This is a genomic window from Rathayibacter festucae DSM 15932, assembly GCF_004011135.1.
Lineage (GTDB): Bacteria > Actinomycetota > Actinomycetes > Actinomycetales > Microbacteriaceae > Rathayibacter > Rathayibacter festucae.
In genome coordinates, this window is the sequence record NZ_CP028137.1 from 3,263,286 (window position 1) to 3,274,653 (window position 11,368).

Here is an 11,368-nt window from a genome sequence, read left to right on the forward strand (position 1 = left end):
GATGACGGCCGGGGTGAGAGTGCGGCCACGGTCCGCGAGATGCCGGTTCGGTACGCGACACGCCGAGTGAGGCGTACCCAAGTGGCATCTCGCTGGGAGGGAGGGTCAGACGGCCAGGCCCGAGAGGCCCTCGCGGTCGACGCGGCGGTGGAAGCGCATGCCGGCGAGGCCGCCGAGGACGGCGCCGATCAGGGAGACGACCAGGGCGGCGAGGACGGTCACGATCGCGGTGACGGTGGCGTCGCCCGCGTCGAGCGGGATCTGCGGGAAGCCGCTGACCGCGGAGAGGATCTGGCTGCCTCCGGTGAGCGCGGAGACGATGCCGACGACGATCGCGACGACGACGGCCCAGGCCCAGACCACGACGCCCTGCTTGGCGCCGCTGAAGCGGGCCATCCGGCCGGCGACGTAGCCGCCGGAGTAGTAGGCGACGAGGAGGATCACGAGCAGCGCGATCGCGCCGACCCAGCCGAAGGCGGCGGGGTCCGCGGCCAGGTCGGCCGTGACGTCCTGCGTGCCGACGACGGCCGCGCCGATCGCGGTGACCAGGGCGGTGAGGATGACCGCGAGGCCGGTCGCGGCGAGCCAGCCGAAGAAGGCGCAGCCGATCTTGAGGCCGCCGAAGCGGTCCTTCTCGCGCTGGTGGATGTCCTTGCGGGCGGCGGTGCGGGCCTTCGCAGCCTCCGCGGAGTCGGGGTCGACGGGGGCGCGGTGCGCGGCGGGCTGGTCGTCGGGGGCGGTGGTCGCGGTCGCGCCCGTGGCGGTCGCTCCCGTGCCGGGGGTGGTCGAGGCGGCGCTCGTCGTGTCGAATCGGGCGGTCGCGTCGCGGTCGCTGCGGGTCGGGTCGCTGCTGTCGGAGCCGGGGCCCCGATCGGTGGGCGTGCTCATGTCGGCCTCCTCGTGCGCCCCGGTGCGGAGCGTCGGCTCAGTCAACTCCCCGGCGGCTCCCGGTGTCTCGGGCTTGACGGCGCGGATCGACGGGCGGGGAGCATTCCTGCCGATCGACGGACGGCGACGAATCATGCTGATCGAGTAGCCCGCGGAGCGGGCGTATCGAGATCCACCGTGGTCAGAAGGTGGGTCTGCAGGGCCCGACCGCTGGTGGTCGGTGGGTCTCGATACGCCCCTGCGGGGCTACTCGACCAGCATGTTGCGGGCGTCTCTCTCCAGTGGATCCGCCGTGGTCAGCAGGTGGGGTCTGCAGAATCAGCGTGCTGGTGACGGTGGGTCTCGATACGCCCCTGCGGGGCTACTCGACCAGCATGCAGGGGGGCTGCTCATCAGAGCGGAAGAAGGCGTCAACCCCGTGGCGCGGCGGCGCGCGAGCGGCTTGCATGGAGGGACCGACCCACGACGAGAGGGAGCATCATGACTCCGGAATCCCCTGAGCAGACCCCGCCCGGTACCGAGGCCGAGCTGACGCCGAAGGCCGACCACGGCGAGACCAGCTACCGCGGCTCCGACCGCCTGCGCGGCAAGGTCGCGCTGGTCACCGGCGCCGACAGCGGCATCGGCAAGGCCGTCGCGATCGCGTTCGCCCGCGAGGGCGCCGACGTCGCGATCTCCTACCTGAACGAGCACGAGGACGCCGAGGACACCGCGAAGTGGGTGCGCGAGGCCGGCCGCGAGGCGCTGCTCCTCCCCGGCGACCTGCAGGACCCGGCGCACTGCCGCTCCGTCGTCGCCGAGACCGTCGAGAAGCTCGGCCACCTCGAGGTGCTCGTCAGCAACGCGGCGTTCCAGATGAGCCGCGAGGAGGTCACCGACATCCCCGACGAGGAGTGGGACCGCACCATCGCGACGAACATCAGCGCCTACTTCCACCTGGTCAAGTCCGCGCTGCCGCACCTGAAGAGCGGCGCCTCGATCATCGCGACGAGCTCGGTGCAGTCGGATCAGCCGTCGTACCAGCTGCTGCCCTACGCGGCGACGAAGGCCGCGATGCTCAGCATGACGGCCTCGCTCGCGCAGGCCCTCGGCGAGAAGGGGATCCGCGCGAACGCGGTCGCCCCGGGCCCGATCTGGACCCCGCTGATCCCGGCGACGATGCCGCCGGAGGCCGTCGCCTCGTTCGGCGAGCAGGTCCCGCTCGGCCGCCCGGGCCAGCCCGCCGAGGTCGCGCACGCCTACGTGCTGCTCGCCTCGGACGACGCCAGCTACATGAGCGGCTCGACGATCGCCGTCACCGGCGGGAAGCCGATCCTCTGAGCACCGCCGCGCGGAGCCTCCGGAGCGCCGCTCACCCGCAGGAACGTGCGGTAGGTTCCCGCGGGTGAGCGTCCACATCCGCAGCATCGAGACGGCCGTCCCGCCCACGGTCCTGCACCAGCCGGCGCTCCGCAACCTCTTCGCCGCGCAGCCCGCCGTCACCCGCCTCGGGTCGCGGCTGATCGGCGCGGCCTTCAACGCCTCGGGGATCGACACCCGGCACACGGTCGTCGACGAGCTGGACGGCGAGGAGCGCGACGGCGAGAGCACCTTCTACGACGCCCGCTCCGGCCTCCTGCTCGACCCGGGCACGGCCGCGCGCAACGCCGTCTACACGGCCCGCGCTCCGGAGCTGTTCGCGCAGGCGGCCCGGCGCGCGCTCGAGGCGGCCGGCTTCGCGCCGGACGAGGTCACGCACGTGGTCACCGTCTCCTGCACCGGCTTCTACGCGCCCGGGCCCGACTACCAGCTGGTCCGCGCGCTCGGGCTGCGGGTCTCGACGCAGCGCTTCCACCTCGGCTTCATGGGCTGCTACGGCGCCTTCCCCGGGCTCCGCGCCGCCCGCGCGTTCTGCGAGGCGGACCCGTCAGCCGTCGTGCTGGTCGTCGCGGCGGAGCTCTGCAGCATCCACCTGACCAGCTCGAGCGACGCGGAGCAGATCGTCGCCACCTCCGTCTTCGCCGACGGGGCCGCCGCCGCGGTCGTCACCGCCCGCGCGCCGGAGCCGGGCACCGCGGTGCTCGACATCGACGAGCTCGACACGACCCTCACCCCCGAGGGCGAGGACGAGATGGCCTGGACGATCGGCGACCACGGCTTCACCATGCGGCTGAGCACCTACGTGCCATCGATCATCGGCACGAACATCACCGCCGCGCTCGAGCCGATGCTCGGCCTCGGCGGGGTCGGCGCCGCGGACGTCCAGCGCTGGGCCGTGCACCCGGGCGGCCGGAGCATCCTCGACCGCGTGCAGTCGGCGATCGGCCTCTCGGACGAGCAGATGCGGCCCTCGCGCGAGGTGCTGCGGACGGTCGGGAACATGTCGAGCGCGACCGTCCTCTTCATCCTGCGACGCCTGCTGCACGGCGAGGCGGCCGACGGCGAGCGGATCGGTGCGATGGCGTTCGGGCCGGGGCTGACCGTCGAGATGGCGCTGCTCACCAAGCGCGGCGGGGCGTGAGCGCCCACGCGCCGCTCGTCCCCGACCTCCGGCACCGGGAGACCGACGCGCAGGAGCTGATGGACGACCCGTCCTGCGACCGGGCGCTGCTCGACGCGACCTACGCACGGTTCGGCACGGTGAACCGGCTCGTCTCAGGCTGGCGGCGGCTCTACCGGACCCGGCTGCGCCCGCTGTTCCGGAGCGAGGAGCCCCTGCGGCTGCTCGACATCGGCTCGGGCGGCGGCGACATCGCGCGCTCGCTCGCCGACTGGGCGCACGCGGACGGGCTGCGGCTCGCGATCACCGCGATCGATCCGGACGAGCGGGCGTTCGCGTTCGCGACGTCGACGCCTGCGCCGGCCGGGCTCGAGTTCCGGCGGGCGAGCAGCGCCGAGCTGGTGGCCGAGGGCGCGCAGTACGACATCGTGACGTCGAACCACCTGCTGCACCACCTGCCGGCGGAGGCCCTGCGTGCGCTGCTCGAGGACAGCGAACGACTCGCTCCGCGCGCCCTGCACAACGACATCGAGCGCTCGCGGCTGGCCTACACCGCGTACGCGGCGGCGACCCGGCCGATCGCCGCGGGGTCGTTCCTGCACTACGACGGGTCGCTGTCGGTGCGGCGGAGCTACACGGCGCCGGAGCTGCGCGTGCTGGCGCCCGAGGGCTGGCGCGTGGAGCGGGCGGCGCCGTACCGGCTGCTGCTGGCGCGCGGGTAGGGCGCGCTGCAGGCTGCGCGCGGCCGTGGTCACGCGCGGGCTGCGGGCTGCGCGCGGCCGGGCTCACGCGTGGGCGGATCGCTGACCCGGGGCCGGCGGCGGAGCGGGAGCGGGTCGTGCCCGCCGGTCGGTGGAGCGCGGGCTAGCGGTGGGGGCGCTCGACGTCGTCGCCGGGCGTGCGCTCGTCGGGGCCGTGCGAGCGGCGGTACTGCCAGCCGGCGAGGGCGAGGATCAGCACGCCGCAGAGGACGGTGATGATGTCCGGCACGGAGACCCCGTCGCCGAGCGAGCTGATGCCGGCGCCGAGGAGCAGGACGCCGCCGATGAGGTAGAAGATGACTCGCGTTTTCATGGCCTAGTCGCTTTCGTCCGCAGGAACAGGCCCTGCGATGCTACCCGGTCGCGCCGGACGGAGGCCCGGCGCGGGTCCAGGCTGTGCTGGACCTCCGGCACGCGGAATCGGCCCCGGCACGCTGGAATGCGCCGGAACCACGAGCCCGGGGCGGAAGCACGAGCCGAACGTTTCGACACGCGAGCTCCGGCACGCGGAAACACCTCCGGCACGCTGAAATGCGCCGAGATCGCGAGCCCAGAGCGAAAGCGCGAGCCGAACGTCCGAGCGGAGTGCGTACGGGATGCGGGAAAGGTCACCTCGTCAGGGGGGAACCCCCTGCTGATCGAGTAGCCCGCGCAGCGGGCGTATCGAGATCCACCCGGGTCGAGAGGACGAGTCTGCAGACCCGCCATGCTGACGACGCTGGGTCTCGATACGCCCCTTCGGGGCTACTCGACCAGCATGCGGGTGAAGCGGCCCTCGACTAGGGGGCGCCGCCCGGGCTGTCAATGGGGCATCGGCGTGTCTGTCCGCCGATTCCGCGTGGAGGGGCTCCACCGGTTACCGTCCCCGAGGAGCTGTCCGCCGTGGGCGGCTCGCACTGACGAAGGGCGCCCGTGGCCACGCTGACCTATGGACCGCAGAATCTCGAGATCGAGTTCGAGGAGCGGGTCCTCGCCCACCTCAAGGTCGCCGTGCTGTCGAAGCTGCGGCGCAACGAGGCCTTCTCGCTCTCCTGGACCGAGGACGCCTCCACCGGCCACGGCCGCAGCTCGGTCTGGCTGCACCCGTCGGTGCCGCTGCACTTCCGCTTCGCCGAGACGCACCAGCCCAAGCTCAACCGCGCGTGGATCGAGCAGATGCTGAGCGTCGCGAGCATGCACGGCGAGCTGTCCGTCCTCCCGGAGCCCGAGGAGACGCGCCAGGGCTCCTGAGCCCGCCGCCTTCTCCCCCGGGACCGGATCCGTCAACCCCACCCCCCATCACAGGGTCACGACGTAGCGTCTGAGGACAGTGACCGGGCGGTTCTCCGTCGGTCGCGACCACGGACGGAGACGACGATGACCGATACCGCGCGAGCAGTCGCTGCACCCACCCTGACCGGGACGGGAGGCTCCCTGCGCAAGGACGAGCCGATCGCCGTCCGCCACGCTCCCGATTCCGCGTCGACCGACTCGCAGCCGGTGCTCGGCTGCCGGATCGATGTGAGCGGCCGGATCTTCACGGTCGAGCTCGAGATGGCCGGCGTCTTCCTGCGGCAGGTCCGCCGCACCCTCCGCGACGGCGACAGCGCGCTCGTCCTTCTGCGCCACGTCGACGGGATCGAGATGATCCCCTTCACCCGCGCGACGCCGTTCGAGGTGTCCGACATCGTCTGCCCCGAGGGCGTCGAGCCCGCGGAGGCGCGGATCGCCGAGGGACTGCGCGCCCGATAGGACCGCCGCGGCGCGGGGTCGATCCCGCGCCGCCGTTCGATCGGATCCGCGCAGCCGCCGCGATCAGGCGGGGAGCGACGCCTCGATCAGCTGGACGATCCGCGGGTCGTCGGGCTCGACCGTCGGGCGGAAGCGGTGCACGGTGCCGTCAGCGGTGATCAGGAACTTCTCGAAGTTCCACTTCACCTTGCCGGCCTTGCCCGCCTCGTCCTCGGTCTTGGTCAGCTCCGCGTAGAGCGGGTGCGCCGAGCGGCCGTTGACCTTGACCTTCTCGAACATCGGGAAGGTGACGCCCCAGGTGGTGGAGCAGTACTCCTTGATCTTGTCGGAGTCGCTGAGCTCCTGCAGGAACTGGTTGCTCGGGAAGCCGAGCACCGTGAAGCCGCGGTCGCCGTACTGCTTCTGCAGCGCCTCGAGCTTCTCGTACTGCGGGGCGAGGCCGCAGCGGGATGCGACGTTGACGATGAGCTTCACCGGCGCGTAGTCGGCGAGCGTCGACGAGGATCCGTCGATCGTGGTGAGCGGGATGTCGGTGATCGTCTCGGGCACGGGGGCTCCTTGTCGAGGAAGTGGGGTGATCGTCAGGCTATCCAGTGCAGCCGTGCGCGGGCCGCGAGACGCTCCTCCACACCGCCGCCCTCGCCGTGATCCTCCCCCGTCGGCGCAACTCCCTCCCCGGCGGCGGACGGGCGACGCCACCATGGAGGCATGACCCCCTCCTCGCAGCAGCTCGTGTCGGTGGGTGGGCGGCGCCTGCGGCTGACCAACCTCGACAAGGTGGTCTATCCGGAGGCGGAGTTCACCAAGGCCGACGTCCTCTCCTACTACGCGTCGGTCGCCTCCGCGATGCTGCCGCACCTCGCCCGGCGGCCGGTGACGCGCAAGCGCTGGGTCGACGGCGTCGGCACGGCGGAGGAGCCCGGCGAGGTCTTCTTCGAGAAGAACCTGCCCTCCTCCGCGCCCTACTGGCTCAGCCGGACGAAGCTCGCGCACTCCTCGCGCGACGTCGAGTACCCGCTCGTCGACGACGTCGCCGGGCTGACCTGGCTGGCCCAGCAGGCCGCGCTCGAGCTGCACGTGCCGCAGTGGCGGGTCGGCTCCGACGGCGAGCGGCGCCCGCCGGACCGGCTCGTGCTCGACCTCGACCCCGGTGAGGGGGCGGGGCTGGCGGAGTGCGCCGAGGTGGCGTTCCTGGCGCGGGACCTGCTGGAGGGGATGGGGCTCGAGCCGTTCCCGGTGACCAGCGGCAGCAAGGGCATCCACCTGTACTGCCCGCTGGACGCCTCCGCCTCGAGCGATCAGATCTCCTCGGTCGCTCACGAGCTGGCGAAGGTGCTGGAGTCCGACCACCGCGATCTGGTCGTCTCCGACATGAAGAAGACCCTGCGCGAGGGCAAGGTGCTCGTCGACTGGAGCCAGAACAGCGCTGCGAAGACGACGATCGCGCCGTACTCGCTGCGGGGACGGCTGCTGCCGCGGGTCGCCGCGCCGCGCACGTGGGAGGAGATCGGGGCGGCGGACCTGCGGCACCTCGCCCCGGACGAGGTGGTCGAGCGGCTGCGGAGCGACGGCGACCTGCTGCGCCCGGTGCTGGCCGCGCGCGGCGCGGAGCTCGAGCCGTCGCCGGAGCGGATGGCCGGCTTCGCGGCGACCGACGCCTCCGCCGACCGGCTGGCCGCCTACCGGAGCATGCGCGACGCCTCGAAGACGCCGGAGCCGGTGCCGTCGCCGGGGGCGGGGATCGCGACGTCGGGCGACACCTTCGTCGTGCAGGAGCACCATGCGCGACGCCTGCACTACGACTTCCGGCTGGAGCACGACGGCGTCCTGGTCAGCTGGGCCGTGCCGAAGGGGCCGCCGCTGGACGGCGACCCGAACCGGCTGGCGGTGCAGACGGAGGACCACCCGCTCGAGTACGCGACCTTCGAGGGCACGATCCCCGCGGGCGAGTACGGCGGTGGCGAGGTGCGGATCTGGGACGAGGGCACCTACGCGCTGGAGAAGTGGCGCGAGGGCGAGGAGGTGATCGCGGTGCTGACCGGCCGGCCGGACGGCGGGCTCGGCGGCGAGCCGCGCCGGTATGCGCTGCTGCACACCGGGGCGAAGGGCGGCAAGGGGGACGAGAAGAACTGGCTGCTGCACCTGATGGCGCCCGGGGCCGCGGCGCACGGGGGACAGTCACACGGGGGGACGGCGCACGGGCGCGGTGTCGGGGTGCGGAAGGGCGGGGGGTCCGGCGGGGCGTCGGGGTCCGGAGCGCCGGCGCCGTCCGCCGCCGCATCGACCGGTTCCGGAGTGTCGGGGTCCTCCGCGGCCGCGCCGATCACGGCGGCCGCCGCCTTCCGGCCGATGCTCGCCACCGCCGGCCGCGCGGCGGACATCCCCGGGGATTCCGCGATCGAGATGAAGTGGGACGGCTACCGCGCCCTGGTGCGGGTGGCGGGCGGAGCAGTGACCCTGACCAGCCGGAACGGCAACGACCTGACGGCCGCGTTCCCCGATCTGCTCGGTCCGATCGCCGAGGCGGCGGCGGTCGACTGCGTGCTCGACGGCGAGATCGTCGCGCTCGACGACCGCGGCCGGCCCGACTTCGGCCGGCTGCAGACCCGCGGCGGGCTGACCAAGCCGCGCGAGATCGAGGCGGCGGCGCGCGCGACTCCGGTGCATCTGATGCTCTTCGACCTGCTGGCGATCGACGGAACGGAGGCCGTCGGCCGCCCCTACGACGAGCGCCGCGCGGCTCTGGAGCAGCTGGCGACCGAGAACGAGCGGGTGCACGTGCCGTCGGTCTTCGACGGCGACCTGGAGGAGGCGATGTCGACGAGCCTCGCGCTCGGCCTGGAGGGCGTGGTCGCCAAGCGCCGGGACGCGGCGTACCGGCCGGGCGTCCGCTCCGGCGACTGGGTGAAGCTCACCCACCACCGCGTGCAGGAGGTGGTGATCGTCGGCTGGCGCGAGGGCGAGGGCGGCCTGGTGGGCTCGGTCGGCTCGCTGCTGACCGCACTCCCCGGCGACGACGGCCTGGTCTACTCCGGCCGGGTGGGCAGCGGCTTCAGCGACCGAGAGCGCCGCGGCCTCGTCGACCGCCTCGCCGAGCACGCCACCGACGAGCCCGCAGTGTCCGTCCCGCCCGCCGAGTCCCGCGGCGTGCACTGGGTCGAGCCGGTCCTGGTCGGCGAGGTCCGCTACCGCGAGCGCACCGCCGGCGGCACCCTCCGCCAGCCCGTCTGGCGCGGCTGGCGCGCCGACAAGTCCGCGGCGGAGGTGCGCCTGGAGTGAGAAACTCCTAGTCCGTACTGATTGAAGAAACACTCGCATCGATACAAGAATGGGTACATATTGGCTAAAGGGAAGCGTCGTGCCAAGATTGAATCAGCCATTGGCTGGTCGTGGGTCCATATTAAAAAATTCTGCACTCGCGAGCCTCCTTGGATCATTCGAGACGTCTTGGTCGCGGTGATCATCGCTGGCTTAGTATTTTTCGCTCAATCGGGAGTTGACGACGATCGTGCCAGCCGGGACCGAGAAATCGCGTCAGAGCAGGCCTCTGCAGCAGAACGAGCCGAGAACCTACGTTTCGTCCGCGACCGATCGAACGCCGATTCGGCTCAAGTTAGGCCATTTAGCTCTATCGACCTACAGGGTGTAAATTTGGCCGGCCTATCTGTGCTCGAGGCAGATTTCAGCTTCGCAAATTTGAAGAACTCGGATCTTTCAAGGGCGGCTATGGACTGCGCCACACTGCAAGACGCTGATTTGTCTTATTCAACTCTACGTCAAGCCAGCTTGCGGGCAGTTCGCGCAACCGACGCCGACTTTTCTCACTCAAAACTTACAAATTCCGACCTTCGAAGAGGCTACTTCCTGAACGCTAACTTCATCGGTGCGGACTTGCACGAGGCAAATCTTGCTAACTCTCGCGTAGATAATGCTAATTTCTCCGGAGCTGATCTCACCGGGGCCGACCTCACAGATTCGAATTTCACGCGAGATCAACTTGACGTCTTGTACGCGTGGGACTCCGACACCAACTGGCCAACAGGCGTCGAGCCCCCTACCCGCGAACATAACAATAATCACCCTGAAGATCCACTAATATCGACACCATCGAAACAAGATGATACTCAATGTCTATCTAGGTAGCGTGATGCATTATCAACTGAGCCACGCGTCCGACTAGGCTCTGGCAAAACCTCGTCAGCGGTGACCGCCTCAACATGAGGGAACGTGCGAACCAGTACTCAGCTTGATGTCCGTCACGAGGCGGCCCTTACGGCCCGGTCAGTCGAGGCGGACGCCGCGGAGGAGGACGAGGGTGGAGCCGACGGCGACGCCGGTGCCGATGAGGACGCCGCCGGCGCCGGCCGCGGCGGCAATCGTGCCGAGGAGGGTCGGGAGGGCGATCAGGCCCATGCGGTTGCCGGCGAGGCGGAGGGAGAGGGCGCGGCCGTGGCGGTCGGCGGGGGTGCGCTCGATCAGCCAGGACATGGTGATCGGCTGACCGATGCCGAGGCCGAGGCCCAGCAGGGCGACGGCGACGAAGAGCAGCGCGGTCGGAGCGGGCAGGGCGGTGAGGACCAGGCAGACGGCGGAGACGACGATGCCGGCGACCATCACGCGGGTGCGGCCGAAGCGGAAGGTCGTGGCGCCGAGCAGGAGGCGGGAGGCCATCGAGGCGAGCGCGCGGACGGTCAGCAGGGCGCCGACCACGCCCGCGGGGAGGCCGCGTTCGGCGCCGAGGGCGGGCAGGTAGACGACGGTCAGGTCGACGGCGGCGACGACGGTCGCGCTGGTGAGCAGGGCGCGGGCGAGGCCGGGGATCCGCAGCAGGCCGAGCGTCGAGCCCTCGGACGGGGCCTCGACGGTGGCGCGGGGTGCGGGCCGGGCGATCGCGGTGGTGACGGCGAGGAGGAGGACGGCGAGCGCGCCTCCGACGAGGAACAGCGGGGCCGGGTCGGGGCGGACGGCGCTGCCGGCGAAGACGGGGATGAAGGCGGGGCCGATCGCCTGGCCGAGCGACGCGGCGAAGGTGTAGTAGCCGAAGCGGCTGTCGAGGCGGGTGCCGGCCGCTCCCCCGGCGACCACCGCCTGCTGGCCGACGACGCAGCCGAGATGGCCGGCGCCGAGCAGGGCGGTGCCGCAGAGCAGGCCGACGAGGCCGCCGCCCGCGAGGAGCAGCAGGCCGGCGGCGGCGATCGTCAGCAGAGAGCCGCAGGCCATCACGAAGCGGGCGCCGACCCGGTCGACGAGGCCGCCGACGGGCAGCGCGATCAGCAGCGGCACCACCGCGAAGGAGGCGCCGAGCGCCCCGAGCGCCCAGGCCGGCACGTCGAGCTGGATCGCCTGGTAGACGGCGGCCGGCCGCAGCAGGAAGGCGACGGCCTGGATGAGCACCGCGTGCGTCAGCAGCGCGCCGGTCGAGAGAGCCTGGCGGTCCGGCACGGCGCTCCCTCCCCTCGACGGGCGATCGCCCGCCGTCCATCCTGGCGCACCGCCGCACGGGAGCCCG

Annotated in this window: 11 protein-coding genes; 7 read left to right on the top strand and 4 right to left on the bottom strand. The window is 71.8% G+C overall.

All coding sequences use genetic code 11. From position 1 onward, the window contains the following. Positions 1-105: 105 nt before the first annotated feature. Positions 106-888, bottom strand: coding sequence for a hypothetical protein (locus tag C1I64_RS14900; protein ID WP_127887745.1), 783 nt, complete (start codon positions 886-888; stop codon positions 106-108). A 480-nt stretch (positions 889-1,368) separates the two neighbouring features. Here C1I64_RS14900 and C1I64_RS14905 point away from each other — a divergent pair, with 480 nt between their 5' ends. The 3 genes from C1I64_RS14905 to C1I64_RS14915 all read left to right on the top strand — a co-directional run bounded on the left by C1I64_RS14905 (position 1,369) and on the right by C1I64_RS14915 (position 4,089). Beyond that, entirely contained in the window at positions 1,369-2,208 is an 840-nt protein-coding gene (locus C1I64_RS14905) for an SDR family oxidoreductase (protein WP_127887746.1), read from the top strand. Between the two features lie 64 nt (positions 2,209-2,272). Next, positions 2,273-3,388, top strand: coding sequence for a type III polyketide synthase (locus C1I64_RS14910; RefSeq protein WP_127887747.1), 1,116 nt, complete (start codon positions 2,273-2,275; stop codon positions 3,386-3,388). Continuing rightward, entirely contained in the window at positions 3,385-4,089 is a 705-nt protein-coding gene (locus tag C1I64_RS14915) for a methyltransferase domain-containing protein (RefSeq protein ID WP_243732965.1), read from the top strand. Before C1I64_RS14910 ends, C1I64_RS14915 begins: the two co-directional genes overlap by 4 nt. A gap of 142 nt (positions 4,090-4,231) precedes the next feature. Here the strand turns inward: C1I64_RS14915 and C1I64_RS14920 are convergent, their stop codons facing one another. After that, positions 4,232-4,441, bottom strand: coding sequence for a hypothetical protein (locus C1I64_RS14920; RefSeq protein ID WP_123706287.1), 210 nt, complete (start codon positions 4,439-4,441; stop codon positions 4,232-4,234). 599 nt (positions 4,442-5,040) lie between these two features. Between C1I64_RS14920 and C1I64_RS14925 the strand changes: the two genes are divergently transcribed. Both C1I64_RS14925 and C1I64_RS14930 read left to right on the top strand, forming a co-directional pair. After that, positions 5,041-5,358: a DUF7882 family protein gene (locus C1I64_RS14925; protein WP_123448043.1), complete on the top strand. Its 318-nt coding sequence runs from the start codon at positions 5,041-5,043 to the stop codon at positions 5,356-5,358. Positions 5,359-5,484: 126 nt separating this feature from the next. Then, the gene (locus tag C1I64_RS14930) at positions 5,485-5,859 is read left to right on the top strand and encodes a hypothetical protein (protein WP_123448042.1); all 375 of its coding nucleotides are present in this window, start codon (positions 5,485-5,487) and stop codon (positions 5,857-5,859) included. Positions 5,860-5,922: 63 nt separating this feature from the next. On the opposite strand, the gene C1I64_RS14935 is transcribed toward C1I64_RS14930, so the two are convergent. After that, positions 5,923-6,408: a glutathione peroxidase gene (locus C1I64_RS14935; protein ID WP_123448041.1), complete on the bottom strand. Its 486-nt coding sequence runs from the start codon at positions 6,406-6,408 to the stop codon at positions 5,923-5,925. 159 nt (positions 6,409-6,567) lie between these two features. Between C1I64_RS14935 and C1I64_RS14940 the strand changes: the two genes are divergently transcribed. Together C1I64_RS14940 and C1I64_RS20895 are read left to right on the top strand one after the other, a co-directional pair. After that, positions 6,568-9,138 carry an ATP-dependent DNA ligase gene (locus C1I64_RS14940; protein ID WP_127887749.1) on the top strand — a complete coding sequence of 857 codons (2,571 nt, stop codon included), beginning with the start codon at positions 6,568-6,570 and terminating at the stop codon, positions 9,136-9,138. 177 nt (positions 9,139-9,315) lie between these two features. Continuing rightward, a complete protein-coding gene (locus C1I64_RS20895; protein WP_425272937.1) occupies positions 9,316-10,002 on the top strand; it encodes a pentapeptide repeat-containing protein in 687 nt (228 codons plus the stop codon). Between the two features lie 138 nt (positions 10,003-10,140). Here C1I64_RS20895 and C1I64_RS14950 read toward each other — a convergent pair whose 3' ends face one another. Continuing rightward, on the bottom strand, positions 10,141-11,301 hold the full coding sequence (locus C1I64_RS14950; RefSeq protein ID WP_127887751.1) for an MFS transporter: 1,161 nt from the start codon (positions 11,299-11,301) through the stop codon (positions 10,141-10,143). Between the last annotated feature and the right edge of the window lie 67 nt (positions 11,302-11,368).

What these genes read in the sequence shown, in the direction of transcription:
- C1I64_RS14920 (WP_123706287.1), bottom strand. Translation starts at nt 4,441, where the DNA reads ATGAAAACGCGAGTCATCTTCTACCTCATCGGCGGCGTCCTGCTCCTC.
- C1I64_RS14900 (WP_127887745.1), bottom strand. Translation starts at nt 888, where the DNA reads ATGAGCACGCCCACCGATCGGGGCCCCGGCTCCGACAGCAGCGACCCG.
- C1I64_RS14905 (WP_127887746.1), top strand. Translation starts at nt 1,369, where the DNA reads ATGACTCCGGAATCCCCTGAGCAGACCCCGCCCGGTACCGAGGCCGAG.
- C1I64_RS14940 (WP_127887749.1), top strand. Translation starts at nt 6,568, where the DNA reads ATGACCCCCTCCTCGCAGCAGCTCGTGTCGGTGGGTGGGCGGCGCCTG.
- C1I64_RS14930 (WP_123448042.1), top strand. Translation starts at nt 5,485, where the DNA reads ATGACCGATACCGCGCGAGCAGTCGCTGCACCCACCCTGACCGGGACG.